16 protein-coding genes are annotated in these 17,796 nt (G+C 72.4%); 7 read left to right on the forward strand and 9 right to left on the reverse strand.

Annotated elements, in window-relative coordinates:
* Positions 1 to 18: 18 nt before the first annotated feature.
* Positions 19 to 990, reverse strand: coding sequence for a DMT family transporter (locus AB0C01_RS27520; protein WP_357572500.1), 972 nt, complete (start codon positions 988 to 990; stop codon positions 19 to 21).
* Positions 987 to 2,018, reverse strand: coding sequence for a class II fructose-bisphosphatase (gene glpX / locus AB0C01_RS27525; protein WP_357241672.1), 1,032 nt, complete (start codon positions 2,016 to 2,018; stop codon positions 987 to 989). The genes AB0C01_RS27520 and glpX overlap by 4 nt, the downstream gene beginning before the upstream one ends.
* A gap of 159 nt (positions 2,019 to 2,177) precedes the next feature.
* Between glpX and AB0C01_RS27530 the strand changes: the two genes are divergently transcribed.
* Positions 2,178 to 2,825 (forward strand): DUF4245 family protein, encoded by a 648-nt coding sequence (locus tag AB0C01_RS27530; RefSeq protein ID WP_357241675.1) that lies wholly within the window; start codon positions 2,178 to 2,180, stop codon positions 2,823 to 2,825.
* A 163-nt stretch (positions 2,826 to 2,988) separates the two neighbouring features.
* Positions 2,989 to 3,837, forward strand: a complete 849-nt coding sequence (locus AB0C01_RS27535; protein ID WP_357572501.1) for a hypothetical protein — start codon at positions 2,989 to 2,991, stop codon at positions 3,835 to 3,837.
* A gap of 43 nt (positions 3,838 to 3,880) precedes the next feature.
* On the opposite strand, the gene AB0C01_RS27540 is transcribed toward AB0C01_RS27535, so the two are convergent.
* Entirely contained in the window at positions 3,881 to 4,102 is a 222-nt protein-coding gene (locus tag AB0C01_RS27540) for an exodeoxyribonuclease VII small subunit (RefSeq protein WP_357572502.1), read from the reverse strand.
* A gap of 30 nt (positions 4,103 to 4,132) precedes the next feature.
* On the reverse strand, positions 4,133 to 5,362 hold the full coding sequence (xseA, locus tag AB0C01_RS27545; protein ID WP_357241680.1) for an exodeoxyribonuclease VII large subunit: 1,230 nt from the start codon (positions 5,360 to 5,362) through the stop codon (positions 4,133 to 4,135).
* A gap of 114 nt (positions 5,363 to 5,476) precedes the next feature.
* Between xseA and AB0C01_RS27550 the strand changes: the two genes are divergently transcribed.
* Together AB0C01_RS27550 and AB0C01_RS27555 are read left to right on the forward strand one after the other, a co-directional pair.
* A complete protein-coding gene (locus AB0C01_RS27550) occupies positions 5,477 to 6,463 on the forward strand; it encodes a 4-hydroxy-3-methylbut-2-enyl diphosphate reductase (protein ID WP_357241684.1) in 987 nt (328 codons plus the stop codon).
* Between the two features lie 40 nt (positions 6,464 to 6,503).
* Complete coding sequence (locus AB0C01_RS27555; protein ID WP_357572503.1) at positions 6,504 to 6,938, forward strand: hypothetical protein; 435 nt, start codon at positions 6,504 to 6,506, stop codon at positions 6,936 to 6,938.
* A 9-nt stretch (positions 6,939 to 6,947) separates the two neighbouring features.
* Here AB0C01_RS27555 and AB0C01_RS27560 read toward each other — a convergent pair whose 3' ends face one another.
* Complete coding sequence (locus AB0C01_RS27560) at positions 6,948 to 8,111, reverse strand: DNA recombination protein RmuC (protein ID WP_357241690.1); 1,164 nt, start codon at positions 8,109 to 8,111, stop codon at positions 6,948 to 6,950.
* Positions 8,112 to 8,165: 54 nt separating this feature from the next.
* On the opposite strand from AB0C01_RS27560, the gene AB0C01_RS27565 reads away from it, so the two are divergent.
* Complete coding sequence (locus AB0C01_RS27565) at positions 8,166 to 8,966, forward strand: hypothetical protein (protein ID WP_357241693.1); 801 nt, start codon at positions 8,166 to 8,168, stop codon at positions 8,964 to 8,966.
* 68 nt (positions 8,967 to 9,034) lie between these two features.
* Here AB0C01_RS27565 and ppc read toward each other — a convergent pair whose 3' ends face one another.
* The 3 genes from ppc to AB0C01_RS27580 form a co-directional block, all read right to left on the reverse strand.
* Positions 9,035 to 11,821 (reverse strand): phosphoenolpyruvate carboxylase, encoded by a 2,787-nt coding sequence (ppc, locus tag AB0C01_RS27570; protein ID WP_357241696.1) that lies wholly within the window; start codon positions 11,819 to 11,821, stop codon positions 9,035 to 9,037.
* A 129-nt stretch (positions 11,822 to 11,950) separates the two neighbouring features.
* Positions 11,951 to 13,024, reverse strand: a complete 1,074-nt coding sequence (locus AB0C01_RS27575; protein ID WP_357572504.1) for a hypothetical protein — start codon at positions 13,022 to 13,024, stop codon at positions 11,951 to 11,953.
* Positions 13,025 to 13,184: 160 nt separating this feature from the next.
* Positions 13,185 to 14,345 (reverse strand): serine hydrolase domain-containing protein, encoded by a 1,161-nt coding sequence (locus AB0C01_RS27580; RefSeq protein WP_357572505.1) that lies wholly within the window; start codon positions 14,343 to 14,345, stop codon positions 13,185 to 13,187.
* 237 nt (positions 14,346 to 14,582) lie between these two features.
* Between AB0C01_RS27580 and AB0C01_RS27585 the strand changes: the two genes are divergently transcribed.
* Entirely contained in the window at positions 14,583 to 15,857 is a 1,275-nt protein-coding gene (locus tag AB0C01_RS27585) for a sensor domain-containing protein (RefSeq protein ID WP_357572506.1), read from the forward strand.
* A gap of 5 nt (positions 15,858 to 15,862) precedes the next feature.
* A complete protein-coding gene (locus AB0C01_RS27590; RefSeq protein WP_357572552.1) occupies positions 15,863 to 16,510 on the forward strand; it encodes a response regulator transcription factor in 648 nt (215 codons plus the stop codon).
* A gap of 25 nt (positions 16,511 to 16,535) precedes the next feature.
* Here the strand turns inward: AB0C01_RS27590 and AB0C01_RS27595 are convergent, their stop codons facing one another.
* Positions 16,536 to 17,450, reverse strand: a complete 915-nt coding sequence (locus tag AB0C01_RS27595; RefSeq protein ID WP_357572507.1) for a cyclase family protein — start codon at positions 17,448 to 17,450, stop codon at positions 16,536 to 16,538.
* Positions 17,451 to 17,796: the final 346 nt, after the last annotated feature.

Below are 17,796 nucleotides of genomic sequence, written 5' to 3' on the forward strand. Positions count from 1 at the left end.
CCCCCGGCGGGCGGGTGGTCAGCGGCGGGCGGGTGGCGCCAACGCGGCGATCAGCACCGCAACCATGGTCAGCGCTGCCCCGAGCAGGGTGTTCACACCGGGGTGGGAGGCCGCCGTGGGCAGCACCAGGTCCAGCAGGACCGCCCCCACGATCTGGCCGGCGATGGTGGCCAGACCGAGCAGCAGCACACCGGTGAAGCGCACGATCGCGGCGGCGATCGCGATGAACACGATGCCGATCGGGCCGCCCAGGTAGAACCACGGCTCGCTCGGCAGGTCGCCGTTCGGCAAGCCGCGGACGGCGATGTCGATGGCGAACGCGACGAGCAGGGTGACGGTGCCGACGGCGAAGTTGACGAGGGTGGCGGTCAACGCGCTGTCGGCCGCCGCCCGGACCCGGCCGTTGACGGCCTGCTGCCAGGCGATGCCCACCCCGGCGAGCAGCGGCAGCAGGGCCAGCGCCAACGCGCCCGGGTCGCCGAGTCGGTCGCCGACCGCCAGGCCGACCGCCAGCACGGTGAGCACCGCGCCGGCCAGCCGCTGCCGGGTGACCGGCTGCCGGCCGGTCGGCCCGATCCCGGCCCGGTCCACGGCGAGGCTGCTGCCGGTCTGGCCGGCCACCACCGCCACGGTGAAGACCGCCACGCCGAGCGTGCCGATGGTGAGCCCCTGGGTGGCCACGAGGAAAGCCCCGCACATCCCGCCGAGGCACTGCCACGGCCGCAGCGTTCCCGTCGCCAGGGCACGCCGCGTCGCGGCCAGCCCACGCCGCCCACCGGGGGTGGCGGGCACCAGCATCAGGAGCACCAGCAGGCCGATGCCGAACGAGACGACCGCGGCGGCGAAGCCGTCGGCGAGGCGTACCCCCAGTTCGCCGTTGATCCGGGACTGCACCGCCACCGCGACCCCGGAGACGGACGCCAACGCGACGCCGGTGACCCGGCGGGCGGCCGACAGGATCTGCGGTGTCTCCGTGTTGGTGGCTGTCACTCCTGCTCGGCCAGCGGACGACCGTCGAAGTCGACAGCGGAGTAGAGCGCCAGCTTCTCCAGCCGGTGGTACGAGTCGATCACCCGGATCGTGCCACTCTTCGACCGCATCACGATCGACTGGGTGTACGCGCCGCCGGCCCGGTACCGCACCCCGCGCAGCAGATCTCCGGAGGTGACCCCGGTCGCCACGAAGAAGCAGTTGTCACCGGTGACCAGATCATCGGTGCCCAGCACCCGGTCCAGGTCGTGCCCGGCGGCGAGCGCCTTCTCCCGCTCCTGCTCGTCGCGGGGCCAGAGCTTGGCCTGCATCGCACCGCCCATGCACTTCAGGGCGCACGCGGAGATGATGCCCTCCGGGGTGCCGCCGATGCCCATCAGCACGTCGACCTCCGACTCGCCGCGCGCGGCCGCGATGGAGCCCGCGATGTCGCCGTCGGAAATGAACCGGATGCCCGCCCCGGTCCGGCGGATCTGGGTGACCAGGTCGTCGTGGCGGCTCCGGTCCAGCACACAGACCGTCACCTCGGAGACGTCGGTGCCCTTGACCTTGGCGATCCGGCGCAGGTTCTCGGCCACCCCGGCGTTGATGTCGATCACGTCGGCGTACGCCGGCCCGACGGCGAGCTTCTCCATGTAGAAAACGGCGCTGGGGTCGAACATCGCGCCCCGCTCGGAGACGGCGAGCACCGCGACGGCGTTCGGCATGCCCTTGCTCATCAGCGTGGTCCCGTCGACCGGGTCGACGGCGACGTCCACCTCCGGGCCGGTGCCGTCGCCGACGTGTTCGCCGTTGAAGAGCATCGGGGCGTTGTCCTTCTCGCCCTCGCCGATCACCACCACGCCACGCATCTGAATCGAGTTGATCAGCTTGCGCATGGCGTCGACGGCCGCGCCGTCGCCACCCTCCTTGTCGCCCCGGCCCACCCACCGACCGGCCGCCATCGCGGCGGCCTCGGTGACCCGGACCAGGTCGAGGGCGAGGTTTCGGTCGAGATCCTGTGGGATCCGCGTCCTGGTGTTGGTCATGACGGCTGCTCCTCCTCGCGACGGTGCGGGGACGACCGGCGGCGGGGCGGTCCCCGCTGCCGGCTCTGTCGCTGATCCTCACACGATGGCCGACCGGGCGTTGGCGCGGGGCGGTGATGGCCTGGATACCGCCGGTCGGGCGGCTGCGAAGATGGAGGGGTGGAGCCCGCACAGCCAGCCGACCGCGTACCCGCCGACCGCACGCCACCCGACGGTCAGCCGCCGGTCGACGTCCCCGTCGCCCCCGGTGGTGAGAGCGCCGGCGATGACCCGACGCCACCGCAGCGGGCGGCGCCCGCCAAATCCGAGCGGTCGCCGAAGGACATGGCGATCTCGTTGCTGGTGCTGCTCGTCCCGATCGCGCTGCTGCTGGCGTTCTACCGGGGCTTTCTGGGTGGTGATCAGGCCACGACCGTCGATCCGGCCCCGGCCATCGAACAGGCCCGGTCGGCGAACGTGTTTCCGGTGAGCCAGCCGGAGGGGCTCGGCTCCGACTGGTCGACGGTCAGCGCCCGCTACCAGACCGTCGACGGCGGTGCGAACCTGCGGATCGGCTACCTCACCCCGGAGGGGCGGGGCGTCCAACTCCTGCAGAGCAGTGTGCCGGCCGAGCGGCTGCTCCCCGCCGAGCTGACCGACCAGGGCCAGCCCCAGGGGCCGACCGAGTTGGCCGGGCGGACCTGGCAGCTCTACGCGGCCCGGGGCAACCAGCAGGCGTTGGTCCTGCTGGAACCGACCCGCACGGTGATCGTCGTCGGTGATGCCGGGAACAACGAACTACGCGAGCTGGCCGGCTCGCTGCACTGATCGGACAGAAGGGCGATTGTCCGACCCGTCGACAGGGAACAGAGAGGGAGTGATCCGGGCGCGCTGACTCGACCCGGATCGCGCGTCGCGGCCGACGGTGCTGCCGCGTCGCCCGGTTTCCGGCGCCGTCCAGGTCGTCGGGTGACCCTCTTGGGAGACACATATGACTGTTCGACGACTCGGCGCCGGCCTGGTAGCCGCCGCTCTGCTCACGCCCGCCCTGGCCGCCTGCGGCAGCGGTACGACCGGCAGCGCCGGATCGACCGCCACTCCGACGGCGACCGCCTCCGGCACGGCGAGCCCGTCTGGTGCCCCGGCGGCGGGCGACGCCAAGCAGGCCCTGCTCGACTCCACCAAGGAGATCAGCAACGGGAACTTCCGATTCACCCTCGCCGGCGCCGGCTCGACGGCGGAGGGCCAGGTGCACCAGCCGAGCCAGAGCGCGACGATGAAGGTCGCGATCGGCGGACCCTCGTCCGACCTGGCAATGAAGCTCGACGTGATCCACTACAAGCCGGACAGCTGGGTCAAGCTGGAGCTGAGCGGCGCCACCGCCGACAGCCTGCCCACCATCAAGCAGCTCAACCTCGGCAAGTACCAGCACCTGGACCAGTCCCGGATCAAGGGCAACCGCAGCCTCGGATTCGACTTCGAGAAGGTCGACCCGGCCGGTAGCGCGGTGCTCACCCAGGGCATCACCGAGGTCCGCAGCACCGGCACCGGCGCGTACGCGGGCACCATCGACGTCACCAAGGCCGCCGAGGCGGGCTCGCTGAACGCCGCCACGATCGCCGCGCTGGGCACCCAGGCGAAGACGGTTCCCTTCACCGCGAAGGTCGACCCGCAGGGCCGGCTCAGCGAGCTGGTGCTACAGCTGCCGGCCGCCGGGCAGACCGCCGCCCAGGAGGTCAAGATGACGTACTCCGACTACGGTGCCGCCACCGCTGCCCAGAAGCCGCCGGCTGCCGAGGTCGTCGAGGCGCCGGCCGAGCTGTACAACCTGTTCAACTGACGCGTCCGCGTGGGGCGGCTCCGGCCGCCCCACCGGAGGTCGGTCAGGAAGCGGGCTCCTGCCGGACGGCGTCGATCCGCGCCCGCGCCCCATCCAGCCAGCGTTGGCAGATCACCGCCAGCGCCTCGCCACGCTCCCACAGCGCCAGCGACTCCTCCAGGGACGTGCCGCCGGCCTCCAGCCGCTCGACCACCGAGGCCAGCTCGGCGCGGGCCTGCTCGTAACTGAGCCGTTCGTCCGGCCCGGCCTTCGTGTCGTCAGTCATCGCACCCATCTCAGCACACCGCTCGCCCGGTCACCGCGTCGCCACTGCGCCGTCGACCGTGGCGGCCAGTTCACCGTCGGCCAGCCGTACCCGTAGAGCGTCGCCCTTGCCGACCTCCGCCGCCGCGCGCACCACGTGGCCGTCCGCGCGCTGCACGATCGCGTACCCCCGGTCCAGGGTGGCGGCGGGGGAGAGCGCGCGCAGCCGGGCGAGGGTGTGGCGCAGGTCGTCGTCGGCGGCGACGAGCCGGTGCTCCAGGCAGCGGCCGGCCCGCTGGCGCAACGCGGTCAGCTCGGTCGCCCGCTGGTCCACCATCACCTGCGGTCGGGCCAGCACCGGCCGGGACCGCAGCCCGTCGAGCCGGTGGGTCTCCCGATCGACGAGGTTGCGCACCGCCCGTTCCAGGCGGTGCCGGGCCTGACCGATGAGGCGTACCTCCTCGGTGAGGTCGGGGACGACCCGCTTGGCCGCGTCGGTCGGGGTGGAGGCGCGGACGTCGGCGACGTAGTCGATCAGCGGCGCGTCCGTCTCGTGACCGATGGCGCTGACCACCGGGGTACGGCAGCCGAACACGGCACGGCAGAGCGCCTCGTCGGAGAAGGGCAGCAGATCCTCGATGCCGCCGCCGCCGCGGGCGATGATGATCACGTCGATGCTCGGGTCGGCGTCCAGCACCCGGAGCGCGTCGACGATCTGCGGCACCGCGGAGGGACCCTGCACGGCCACGTTGACCGTGCGGAACTCCACCGCCGGCCAGCGTCGCCGGGCGTTCGTCAGCACGTCCCGCTCCGCCGCGGACGCCCGACCCGTGATGAGCCCGATCCGGCCGGGCAGGAACGGCAGCCGGCGCTTGCGGGCGCGGTCGAAGAGCCCTTCGGCGGCGAGCAGCTTCTTGAGCTTCTCCAGCCGGGCCAGCAACTCCCCGAGCCCCACCTGACGGATCTCGTCGGCGCGCAGGCTCAACGTGCCCCGGGCGGCGTAGAACTCCGGCTTGGCGTGCAGCACGACCCGGGCGCCCTCGCGCAGCTCCGGTGCGCCGGCGTCGAGCACGTCCCGGTTGGTGGTGACGGTCAGGCTCAGGTCGGCCGACGGGTCACGCAGGGTGAGGAAGACAGTGCTGGCCCCGGGGCGGCGGCTGATCTGCGCCACCTGCCCGTCCACCCACACCCAGCCCAGCTTGGCGATCCAGGCCCCCACCTTCTGGCTGACCACCCGAACCGGCCAGGGCTCCTCCGCGCTGCTGCGCGCCCCCTCAGTCACCCGCCCACCCTACGGACCCTCGCGGTGATCAAGAAGTTTGCGTCAGCATCGGGCGCGTTTCTGACGTAAACCTCTTGATCACCAGGGCTGACCGGCGGCACGTACGATGGGGGGGTGACTGAGGCTGAGGCGACTCCCCGGACCGGTAAGCGCGTGCTCCTGGCGAAGCCCCGGGGCTACTGCGCCGGTGTCGACCGCGCCGTGCAGACGGTCGAGGAGGCACTGAAGCTCTACGGTGCCCCGATCTACGTGCGCAAGCAGATCGTGCACAACAAGCACGTCGTGCAGACCCTGGAGGCCCAGGGCGCGATCTTCGTGGAGGAGAACGAGGAGGTGCCGGAGGGGTCCACCGTCATCTTCTCCGCGCACGGCGTCGCTCCCGAGGTCTACGAGCAGGCCAAGCAGCGCTCGCTGAAGGCGATCGACGCGACCTGTCCGCTGGTCACCAAGGTGCACCACGAGGCGAAGCGGTTCGCCGCCGAGGACTACGACATTCTGCTCATCGGCCACGAGGGGCACGAAGAGGTCATCGGCACCGCCGGCGAGGCCCCCGCCCACATCCAACTGGTCGACGGCCCGGACGGCGCGGACAAGGTCACCGTCCGGGATCCGGAGAAGGTCGTCTGGCTCTCCCAGACCACGCTCTCGGTCGACGAGACGTTGGAGACCGTGGCCCGGCTCAAGCAGCGACTGCCGCTGTTGCAGTCGCCGCCCAGCGACGACATCTGCTACGCCACGTCCAACCGGCAGCACGTGGTCAAGGAGATCGCCCCCGACTGCGACGTGGTGATCGTGGTCGGCTCGACGAACTCCTCCAACTCCATCCGCCTGGTCGAGGTCGCCCTGGACGCGGGCGCGCGCGCCGGCCACCTGGTGGACTTCGCCCACGAGATCGACGACGCCTGGTTGGAGGGGGCCACCACGGTCGGCCTGACCTCCGGCGCGAGCGTCCCGGACGACCTGGTCCAGGACGTGCTGGCCTACCTCGCCGCGCGGGGCTTCGCCGACGTGGAGGAGATCACCACCGCCAACGAGCGGCTCGTGTTCTCGCTCCCGCAGGAACTCAAGCGGGACATGAAGGCCGCGGCGGCGCGCGGCTGAGCACGGGAACGAACCCGGCCCGGCGTACGTCAGATCTGGCATGAGGACCTTTCGGCTCGTCGTCTCCGCGCTGACCATCTGCGGGGCGCTCAGCGCCTGCGGCGGCCAGGACGCCGAACGCGGCAACCCCCCGCCGATGCCGACCGGGACGCAGCCGGTGACCAGCTCGCCCACCCCCGACCCGACCAGCACGCCGTCGATCGTCGACCCCGCACCGACCGCCCGGCAGTCGAGCCCGAAGCCGGGCGGGCCGAGCACGCCCCCGGGGGTCCGGGCCACCACCGTGACCGGGGTGGTGCAGAGCGGGGTGGAGCCCAACTGCGTCCTGCTCGGCGATTACCTGCTGCTCGGAGGGCCGCGGGACGTGCTGACCCCGGGCGCGCGGGTGGAGGTCACCGGTCGGGCCGAGCCCGACATGATGACCACCTGCCAGCAGGGCATCCCGCTCGTCGTGTCGAACGCCATCCGGTCCTGACCAGCCCGGCTAGCGGGCTGCGACCTCGTCGTCGGACGGATCAACCAGCTCGGGCGCCTGCGGCTGCCGGGGCGTCAACTCGACCTGCGCGGGCGTGGCCAACTCGTCGTCCGACACGCCCAACTCGGCGAGCTTGCGCGCGCTGACCAGCACCCGGGCCTCCAACGAGCCGACCGCCCGGTTGTACGCGGTCACCGCCCCGGCCAGCGAGGACCCGAGCTTGCCCACGTGGTCGCCCAGCGTGGAGAGCCGACCGTACAGCTCGCGGGCGAGGGTGTGCACCGCCAGCGCGTTGCGGGCCAGCGCCTCCTGCCGCCACGAGTAGGCGACAGTGCGGAGCAGGGCGACAAGCGTCGCCGGCGTGGCCAGCACCACGTTGCGGGTGAAGGCGTGCTCCAGCAGCGTCGGGTCACGCTGGAGCGCGACGTCGAGGAACGGGTCGGCGGGGACGAACAGCACCACGAACTCGGGTGAGTTGTCGAACGCCGACCAGTACGACTTGGCAGCCAGCGCGTCCACATGCCCCCGCAGGTGCCGGGCGTGCGCGTCGAGGTGGGTGTCGCGACCCCGCTCGTCACGGGCCTCCATGGCCGTCAGGTACGCGTCGAACGGCGCCTTGGCGTCCACCACCACCGATCGGCCGCCGTGCAGCCGGACCACCAGATCCGGTCGGACGACCTGCTGGTCGGTGGCGGCGGTGACCTGCTCGGAGAAGTCGCAGTGCTCCAACATCCCGGCCGCCTCGACGATCCGACGCAACTGGTGCTCACCCCACCGGCCCCGCACCTGCGGCGCGCGCAGCGCTGCCACCAGTTGCTTGGTCTCGGTGCGCAGCTCACCGGAGACGGCGGTCATCGACCGGACCTGCTCGCGCAGCTCGGCGTACGCGTCGACCCGGTCGTGCTCCAGCTCGGCCACCCGCTGCTCGTAGCGACGCAGGGTGTCGTGCAGCGGCGCGACCGCTCGGGCCACCGCCTCCTGGGACTGCGCGGTGGCCTCGTAACCCAGCGCCCGCATGGACTGCTCCAGCCGGCCCTCGCCCTCCCGGGTGGCGGCCAGGGTGGCATCGAGGCGGGCGATGTCGGCCGCTGACCGGGACCGGGCCGCCAGCCAACCGACCGCTCCGCCGGCGCCGAGGCACACGACCACCACGAGCAGCGTCGAGACGTCCATCACCGGAGCTTGCCAGACCGGTACGACGTGCGAGGCGGGGGTACGTTCGTTGGCATGGAACTTGTGCTCTGCCTCGTCGTCGTGCTGGTCGGCGCGCTGGGCGCCGCGGCGCTCGTCCGCGCCCAGGCTGGGGCTCGCCAACGGACCGCGCTCGGCGACGCCCGCGCGGAGGCGCAGCGGTGGTACGAGCGCCTCGGCGGCCAGTTGATGAACCTGCACGGCGAGGAGCCAGCGGTACGTCAGGCGCTGGCCGACGCCGGTGAGCGGTACAACGCGGCCGGCTCGCAGTTGGAGCAGGCGCGTACGCCGAACCAGTTCGCGCTGGCCCGGGAGACCGCGCTGGAGGGGCTCGCGTACATCCGGGCGGCGCGTACCGCGCTGGGCATCGACCCGGGTCCCGAGGTGCCGGCGCTGGCCGCCGCCCGTGGCGTGGGCCAGCTCACCAGGGAGCGCGAGGTCGACGTGCAGGGGCAGACCTTCCGGGCCGGTCCGCAACCCGGCCGGGAAACGCCCTACTACTACCCGGGTGGGCGTTATCAGGGTCGACCGGTGCCGGCCGGCTGGTATTCGACGCCGTGGTGGAAGACGGCGCTGGGGGCGGGCGCCGGTGTGCTCGGCGGCATCCTGATCGCCGACGCGCTGTTCTCGCCGGCCTTCGCCGACCCCGGTTACGGCTATGACGCCGGCTACCAGGAGGGCTTCGGCGACGGTTTCGATCAGGGCGGCGACGGCGGCGACCAGGGCGGCGACTTCGGTGGCGGCGACCAGGGTGGGGACGTCGGCGGCGACTACGCCGGTGGCGACTTCGGTGGCGGGGACTTCGGCGGTGGCGATTTCGGCGGTGGAGACTTCTGACCGTCGGGCGGATCTGACGAAACGGACCCCGGTCGCAGCGACCGGGGTCCGTTCCGCGTTCGGCCTGATCAGCCGGTGTTGCGCATCCCGGCGGCGATGCCGTTCACAGTGGTGAGCAGTGCCCGTTCCAGGGCGGTGCCGTCGCTCGGTGCGCGTCGGCCGCCCGGCGCGGTGGCGATCGCCCGCCCGGCGGCGCCGGACTCCCGGTACTGCCGCAGCAGCGCCACCTGGAGATGGTGCAGCGGCTCGAGGTAGGTGTCGCGGACGGCGAGGGTGCGCTGGAGCACCGGCGAGTTTTCCAGCAGGGCGGGCGAGGCGGTCACCGCCAGCACCTCCCGCTTGGTCAGCTCGTACTCCTGCTCGATCTGCTCGAAGATCGGGTGCAGCTTCTTCGGGACCAGGGTCTCGACGTACCGGCGGGCGATGCTCAGATCGGTCTTGGTCACCATCATCTCGACGTTCGACAGGAACGTGCGGAAGAAGTGCCAGTTGCGGTGCATCTCGGCCAGCACGTCCGCCAGCCCGGCCTCGCGGGCGGCGGCCAGCCCGGAGCCCACGCCGAACCAGCCCGGCACGATCTGCCGGGTCTGCGTCCAGCCGAACACCCACGGAATGGCCCGCAGACCGGACAGCCCGGCGCCGGTGTTCGGGCGCTTCGCCGGCCGGGAGCCGATGTTCAGCGCGCCGAGCAACTCGGTGGGGGTGGACGCCCAGAAGTACGCCGGCAGGTCCGGGTCCTCGACGAGCGAGCGGTAGGACCGGTACGCCGACTCGGACACCACGTCCATGGTGGCGTCCCAGCGTTCCAACATCTCGGCCGGCTGCCGTGGTGCGGTGTGCAGCAGGGTCGCCTGGAGCACCGCGGCCAGGGTGAGCTCCAGGTTTTCCCGGGCCAGGGACGGCAGGGTGTACTTGTCGGAGATCACCTCGCCCTGCTCGGTCACCTTGATCGCGCCGTCCAGCGTGCCGTACGGCTGAGCCAGGATCGCCTCGTGCGTCGGCCCGCCGCCACGCCCCACGGTGCCGCCCCGGCCGTGGAACAGCCGCAGGTGCACCCCGTGCCGGGCGGCCACGTCGCGCAGCGCGCGCTGCGCCCGGTGGATCGACCACTGGCTGGTGGTGATCCCGGCCTCCTTGTTGGAGTCGGAGTAGCCGAGCATGACCTCCTGCACGTCGCCTCGGGCGCTCACCAGCGCCCGGTACGCGGGCAGCGACAGCAGGTCGTCGAGGAGTTCGCCGCCGGCGTTCAGCTCGGCCGGGGTCTCCAGCAGCGGTACGAACCCGACCCGGGCCCGCCCGCTGTGCACGTCCACGAGGCCGGCCTCACGGGCCAGCACCACCGCGGCCAGCACGTCGTCGACGCCCATGGTCATCGAGATGATGTACGACTCGATCACCTCGGTGCCGAACCGGTCCTGGGCCTCCCGGATCGTGCTGAACACGTCGAACGTCTTGCGGGTCGGCTTGGTGAGCGGAGTGTCGAGGGTGGACAGCGGTCGACGGCCGGTCAGCTCGTCGGCCAGCAGCTTGGTGCGTTCCAGCCGGGTCAGCGACGGGTAGTCGGAGACCTCGCCGACGGCCTCGTAGAGCTGGGCGAGCACCGCGTGGTGCGCCTCGGCGTGCTCCCGGACGTCCATGGTGGCGAGGTGCAGGCCGAACGCGGACACCGTACGGATCGTGGAGGCCAACCGACCGACGGCGGTGAGCTGCCCGGAGTTGCGGGCCAGCGAGGCGCGCAGCAGATCCAGGTCGGCGATCAGCTCGGCGGAGCCCCGGTAGTCCCGGCCCGGCACGTGCGCGGTGCCCTGGCGCAACCGCTGCCGGGTGTTGGCGAGCTTCGCCTTCACGCAGCGCGCCTTGAGCCGGTACGGCTCCTCCGCGTTGACCCGGCGGAACCGCGTCGCCACCTCGGGCAGCGCGTCCAGGTCGGCGGCGAGGCTGGCGGAGAGGTCGAGCGACACCCCGCGCAGCCGGCGGGAGACGGACACCTCGTTGATCAGGTGGTCCATCGCCTTCTCGGTGGCGGCGATGCCGTGCTCGTGCTGGATGGTCAGCACGTCGCGGGTGACCGCCGGGGTGACGAACGGGTTGCCGTCGCGGTCGCCGCCGATCCAGGTGCCGAAGCTCAGCGGCCGGGCCGTCGGTGAGGTCTCCACGCCGAGGGTGCGCAGCGTGTCGGCCAGGTCGTCGAGCACCTGCGGGGCGGCCTCGGCGTAGAGGTCGCGCAGGTAGTAGATGGCGTTGCGGGCCTCGTCGGTCGGGTCCGGCCGGTCGAGGCGCAGCTCGTCGGTCTGCCACATCAGGTCCAGCAGCTCGGCCAGCCGGCGGTTGGCGGGACCCTCGTCGCTGGCGCCGTAGAGGATCGCGTTGGCGGTCTCGGTGTCCAACTCGTCGGCGATGGCCCGCAGCTTGGACAGGATCGAGCGGCGGGCCGCCTCGGTCGGGTGGGCGGTGAAGACCGGGCGCACCGCCAGCCGGCGTGCCGCGTTGGCGATCTCCTCGGCGGGCACCCCGCGCTCGGCGATCATCTTGGCGGCCTGGTCCAGCCAACCGCCCTGTACGGCGCGGCGGCGGCGCAGGTCCCGCGCGCGGTGCACCTGCTCGGTGATGTTGGCGAGGTGGAAGTAGGTGGAGAAGGCGCGGGCCAGCTTGGTGCCGGTGGTCACGTCGAGCCCGCCGAGACGCTGGGCGGCCGCCGGGGCGTCGGTGCGGACCTGGGCGCGGATCTCCTCGACGAGGTCGAGCAGCGGCCGACCCTCCTGGCGGGCCAGCGTCTGCCCGAGCAGGGTGCCGAGCCGGCGGATGTCGGCACGCAGCGCGGCGTCGGGGCCGTCGTGGTCGTGCTGGTCAGTCACGGTGCGCTCCCTCACGTGGATACGAAGGACAGCGCTGTCCGACTTACTGGATGGTATCCGCGCGCACCGGGTGTCTGGAGGGCCCCCTGGTGATCCACTGTCTCCGAGGTGGTGTTTCCGGGCGTGATCTCAGCCACCGTCGCGGGCTGATCCGGGGCCGTCGGAGGCGGACCCGGCGGCGGGGCGGGGCGACCCGGGGCCGGCGGTGGCGGTCCGGCGGCCCCGCACCAGGCTCGCGCTGACCAGGCCGAGTGCGCCGAGCACCGCCCAGAGGGTGAGGGCGATCGCCGGCCAGCCGGCCGATCGCCAGTCGAAGTAGACCGCGGCCTTGGTCAGGTCGTTCGCGAGCCCGGGGATGTTCCACCGGTGCATGCCGCGTAGCAGGCCGGGCAGGAACTCGGGCGCGTAGATGCCGCCGGAGCCGGGGTTGCCGAGCACCACCAGGAGCAGGATGACAAGCGCGGTGCCCGCGACACCGAGCCAGCCCTGGATGGCGCTGGCGATCAGCGCGGCGGCGAAGACGGCAAGCGCGCCGATGGCGGCGATCGTCGGTACGTCGTGGTGCCAGATGTCCAGCACCGGCCCGACCACGACCGCGCCGGCGAGGCCGAGCAGCACGCTGTAGACCGCCAGGGCGGCGATCCGCAACCCGGCCCGCCGTGCCGTACGCGGGGTGGTGCCGACGGATATCCCGAGCACGGTCGAGGCGAGGTAGCCACCGAGCACGAAGCCGACGTTCAGGTAGAAGGGCACCACCCCGCGCGGGTCGGCCGAGGTGACGGGCACCCGGTCGACGATCTGTAGCGGCGTGCCGCTGCGGGCGGCGGCGGTGGTGAGCACCTCCCGGATCGCACTGGTGGCGGAGGGACCGGAGGCGCTGGCGACGGTGAGGAGCAGGCCGTTGTCGGGGCCGGTGCTGAGCACCGCGTACACCCCGCGGCTGAGCAGGCCGTCCTCGGCGGCGCCAGCGTCGTCGTACCGGATTGGGGTGATGATCGTGCTCTGACCCCGGACGGCGTCCAGCGTCGCCTGGGCGCGCTGGTCGCCGAGGGCGACGCCGACCGGCAGGTCCCGCGGGGTGGGCTGGTGCAGCGCGCCGACGTAGGCGGCGATGAACGCGGTGGCCAGCGCGAGGGTGCCGAGCAGCAGGCCGATGCTGCGTGGTGCCCAGTCCCGGGCTCGACCCTGCGGATTTTCAGCCATATTGTCAGCGTATGGGTAGGTTCGCTGTTCGCCGGGCGAAAACCGTACGGGGCGCGATCCGGGTCGACGCCGTCGACCGCCGGATCTCGGTGCGTTACTGACGGACCTGCGCGCGGCGCACGCACCCCGTCGGGAGTGCGTGCGCCGGAATCCGCAGGTGTCAGTCGGTCGCGCAGAACACCGATCGCAGCGCGGCCAGGGCGCCCGCGCTCGCCGGCACCGGCGGCAGCCCCCGAACGTCGGCGTCGATGTCGTAGACGTTGCCGGCGAGGACGAACTGCCGGGAGTTGTCCAGGCTGGTCGCCGCCAGGCTGGTGAAGCCCGGCCCGCCGCCGTCGGTCGTCCACACCGACGTCGGGCCCTCGGCGCAGGGGACAGTCATGCGTTGCACGCCCAGCCCGTACCCGTCCGGTCCGTCGTCCGTGGCCACCAGCGTCTCCAACGCCCGCTGCTGGGCCGGCGCGAGCAGTCGCCCGCCGAACAGCGCCCGGTGGAACCGCGCCAGGTCCGCCACCGTCGAGATCATCGCTCCGGCGGTCCAGTCGTAGGACGGGCTGAAGGTGGTCACGTCTCGCCCGCCCAGGTCGTAGCCGTGCAGGTGCCGGCCGTGGATCTCCGGGTCGGTGATCGGGAACGAGGTGTGCCGCAGATCCAGCGGACCGATGATCCGCCGCCGTACCTCGCTTGCCGCGTCCCGGCCGGTGACCGCCTCGATGATCAGACCGGCCAGCAGGTAGTTCGTGTTCGAGTAGCCCCACGAGGCGCCGGGGGCGAAGTCCGGCCGGTGAGCCACCGCCAGGGCGATCACCGTGCGGGGTGCGATGACCCGGTCCCAGTCGTGGTCGTCGAGGTACGGCGCCCAGAAGCTCCGTTCGCCGGTCGGGTCCCAGATGCCGCTCGTGTGGTTGAGCAACTGCCGGACGGTGATCGTCGAACCGTCGTTGCCGTTACCCCGCACGACCCTCGGCAACCACCGCTCGACCGGATCGTCGAGGGTCAACCGACCCTCACCCACCAGCTGCAACAGCACCGTCGACACGAACGCCTTGGTGTTGCTGGCGATCCGGAACCGGTCGTCCGGCCGGGCCCGCGCCCCGGTGGCCCGATCGGCGACGCCCGCCGCGACCTGCCACCGTCGGCCGTCCACCCGGCCGTACGCCACCGCGCCGGGGAAACCGTCGGCGACCAGTTGGTCGAGCGCGGCGGCCATCGCCTGACGTTCCGCCCCTGGTGGGCCGGCATGGGCCGGCACCGGTGCGACGGCGAGTGCGGTAACCAACGAGCCGACCGACACCACCACGGTCCACAGCTGACGAATCATGACCTTGCTCCCATCGACGTGACGACTTCTGTCCCCGTCGACCCTGTCGACCCACGGCCCGCGGGTGAATGCGGCTCTCCCGCCGGTCGGGTGGGGTTAACCCGACAGATCACGACGGGTTGACCGGCTGGGCGGGTGGCGTGCGCGCCGAGCATGCTCGGCGGGGCACCCGGCGCTGGCCCCCGTCCGGGACGATGGCAGCCGGCGTGCCGTCGTCCGGCAGGTCGGGAGGATCAGATGACACGTCTCCGGCAACTCCGCCACCAGGTTGGGTACGTGCTGGCCGGCCTGCCGCTGGCGGTCGTCGGCTTCGCGTACGCCGCTCTCACGGTCGTGGCCGGCGGCCTGTTCTCGCTGACGCTGCTCGGCCTGCCGCTGCTGTCCTCCGGCGTCCTCGGCGCTCGCGGCTGGGGCCGGCTGCACCGCGCTCTCGCCCGCGCGGCGCTCGGGCTGCGGGTCGACGCGCCACGCCCGGTCCGCCGACGGCCCGGCCCGGTGGGGTACGTCCGCACCGGCCTGGGCGATGCCACCGGGTGGCGGGCGATGGCCTATCTGATCGTCAAGCTGCCGGTGACCGTGCTCGCGGCGGCGGTGGTCGCGGTCTTTCTCTGCTACCCGGTGTTCCTGCTCAGCCATCCCCTCTGGTGGACGTTCGTCCAGCCGGTCAACACCGACAGCCTTGGCCGGCCGCACCGCGCCGCCCTGCAACTCGGGGACTTCTTCTTCGACACGTGGCCCCGATCGTTCCTGCTGGCCGGGATTGGCGCCGGGATGCTTCTCGCCGGTCCCTGGCTGCTGCGCGGCGTGCTGTTCCTGGACGAGTTGCTGATCCGCAGCCTGCTCGGCCCGACCAGCCTCGACGACCGGGTCGACACCCTCGAACGGACCCGTGCCCTGGCCGTCGACGACGCCGCCGCGCTGCTGCGCCGCATCGAACGCGACCTGCACGACGGCACCCAGGCGCAACTGGTCGCCCTGGCCATGAAGTTGGGAATGGTCAAGGAGAAGCTCGCCGACGGCGCCGGGCCGGAAGCCAGGGCACTCGTGGAGACCGCCCACCGGGACGCGAAGACCGCGATCACCGACCTACGGGACCTGGCCCGGGGCATTCACCCGCCGATGCTCGACAACGGGCTGGAGGCGGCGCTGGCCACCCTGGCGGCCCGGGGCGCCGTACCCGTGGAGGTGCGTGTCGCGTTGCGTGCGCGACCGTCGCCGGCCGTGGAGACGATCGTCTACTACTGCGTCGCCGAGTTGCTCACCAACGTCGCCAAACACTCCACCGCCCGGCGGGCGACAGTCGAGGTACGCCAGGAGCGCGGCCTGCTGCGGGTGCAGGTCTCCGACGACGGTGCTGGAGGCGCCAGGGTCGGGTCGACGGCCCACGCCCTGCCCGGCGGCGGGCTGGCCGGCCTCCGTGACCGAGCCCGTACCGTGGACGGCACGATGCGGATAGACAGCCCACCCGGCGGGCCGACGCTGGTCACCGTGGAACTCCCGGTACGGCCATGACCGGGCTGCGAGTGGTCCTCGCCGAGGACTCCGGGATCCTGCGTGACGGGCTCACCTACCTGCTCACCGACCGGGGACACCTGGTGCTCGCCGCCGTTGCCGATCCGGAGGCGCTACGGGCCGCCGTCGACGAGCACCGGCCGGACATCGCGGTGATCGACATCCGGATGCCACCCACGTACACCGACGAGGGGCTGCGGGCGGCGCTCGCCGTCCGCGCGGCCCATCCCGGCACGCCGGTGCTGCTCTTCTCCCAGTACGTGGAGACCCGGTACGCGGCGCAGCTGCTCGCCGGTGGTGCCGGGGGCGTCGGTTACCTGCTCAAGGACCGGGTGGCCGAGGTCGGCGAGTTCGTCGACGCGCTCACCCGGGTCGCTGCCGGGGCGACAGTGCTCGACCCGGAGGTGGTGACCCAACTGCTCGGTGCGGCTCGCGGTGGCGAGGACCTGGCCCGCCTCTCCGAGCGGGAACGGACCGTCCTGGCCCTGATGGCCCAGGGGCGCTCGAACGCGGCGATCGCCGCAGCGCTGTTCCTCAGCGTGGGGGCGGTGGAGAAACACATCACCAGCATCTTCGGCAAGCTCGGCCTGCCCCCGTCCGAGAGCGATCATCGCCGGGTCATCGCGGTCCTGCGTCACCTTCGGTCCGGCTGAGGGGCGGATGGTCGCGGCTGGCGGTTCAGCGATCGAGGCTGGCGAAGGCGCGGACCGGGAAGGTGCCCATGCCGGCCACCCTCGGTGGGGCCGCCGTGAACCGGAATCCGCTCGGCGGCAGCGCGTCCAGGCCGGTCAGGTGCTCCACGATCGGGATTCCGGCGGCGAGCAGGGCGCTGTGCGCGGGGCGTACGCCGCCGGCCGCCGGACTCATGTCGTCGATGTTGATCGAGTCGATGCCGACCAGGGCGGCGCCGGCGTCGGCCAGCGCCTGGGCGGCGTCCCCGGTCAGGTACGGCGCCTCCGGCGCGCCGTACCGTTCGGTGCCGAAGTGCACGTCCCACCCCGTCTGCAGCAGCACCGCACACCCCGCCACCTCGTACGGCGCCAGCATCAGCCGGTCCACTGCCCGTGTGCCGGCCGGCACACGAACGACCACACCGGGCAGGTCGGCGAGGCGGCTCAGTGACACCCCGGCCAGGTCGTCACCGCCGGCCCAGCGGTGGGCGGGGGTGTCCAGGTACGTGCCGGTGTTGGCGATCATGTCGATCCGGGCCACGTGGAACTCGGTGCCCGGCGCGTAGTTCGCCCGGGACGCCGCGAAGGTCAACCAGTCACTGATCCGCGGGGCCGGCCAGCCCGGCAGGGTGATCATCCCGTCGCTGATCACGTGGCTCAACTCGACGAGTCGACGATCGGAGCCGGACTCCTCGACCGCGACGCCCCGGCCGCCCTTGTGCGGCTCTTCGATGATCGTCTTCGCGCTGATCCGGACCTCGGCGACCATCAGCAGCCCGAGGTGCCGGACGAACAACGCCGCCAGGTCGTCGTCGCTGATCTCCGGACCCGGAATGTCCAGCCGGAACTCCTCGGTACGGAGTCCGCCGCCGTTGGCGAAGCTCACCTGCGCGTCGAACTGTGCCCGCCACTGCCGTTTCACACCCGCAACCCGACCACGGCAGCCGCCGATCGGTCAAGATCTACGTCCGGCCGTGCCGCGCTGGGGTATGTGTCCGCCGTTGTCCGAAGTCCGCCGTTCTCCAGCTGGCCAAGATCGTGCTCGATCCAGGAAAGAGTGGGATCCGCCGGCTTCGAGACCACTACATCCTGGATCGAGCACGATCTTGATCGGTGATGCCCGCGCGAAGGCGGCGGCGCGGGATCGCGGCGCGGCGTGCGTGCGCGCGCTCGGCGGGGGCCTGGCGCGGACCTGGGCGAATGGGTCCGCGGGTGGGGTGTCGAGCGCGACGCGACGCGGACCTGGGCGGAAGGGGGTGTGTGTCGGT

This window comes from Micromonospora sp. NPDC048905, assembly GCF_040649655.1.
In the GTDB taxonomy this organism is placed as follows: domain Bacteria; phylum Actinomycetota; class Actinomycetes; order Mycobacteriales; family Micromonosporaceae; genus Micromonospora.

Excerpts from the sequence above, each read along its gene's own strand:
- AB0C01_RS27560 (WP_357241690.1), bottom strand. The coding sequence starts at position 8,111 with ATGGACGTCTCGACGCTGCTCGTGGTGGTCGTGTGCCTCGGCGCCGGC.
- AB0C01_RS27580 (WP_357572505.1), bottom strand. The coding sequence starts at position 14,345 with ATGATTCGTCAGCTGTGGACCGTGGTGGTGTCGGTCGGCTCGTTGGTT.
- AB0C01_RS27585 (WP_357572506.1), top strand. The coding sequence starts at position 14,583 with ATGACACGTCTCCGGCAACTCCGCCACCAGGTTGGGTACGTGCTGGCC.
- AB0C01_RS27535 (WP_357572501.1), top strand. The coding sequence starts at position 2,989 with ATGACTGTTCGACGACTCGGCGCCGGCCTGGTAGCCGCCGCTCTGCTC.
- AB0C01_RS27575 (WP_357572504.1), bottom strand. The coding sequence starts at position 13,024 with ATGGCTGAAAATCCGCAGGGTCGAGCCCGGGACTGGGCACCACGCAGC.
- glpX (WP_357241672.1), bottom strand. The coding sequence starts at position 2,018 with ATGACCAACACCAGGACGCGGATCCCACAGGATCTCGACCGAAACCTC.
- AB0C01_RS27540 (WP_357572502.1), bottom strand. The coding sequence starts at position 4,102 with ATGACTGACGACACGAAGGCCGGGCCGGACGAACGGCTCAGTTACGAG.
- AB0C01_RS27555 (WP_357572503.1), top strand. The coding sequence starts at position 6,504 with ATGAGGACCTTTCGGCTCGTCGTCTCCGCGCTGACCATCTGCGGGGCG.
- AB0C01_RS27565 (WP_357241693.1), top strand. The coding sequence starts at position 8,166 with ATGGAACTTGTGCTCTGCCTCGTCGTCGTGCTGGTCGGCGCGCTGGGC.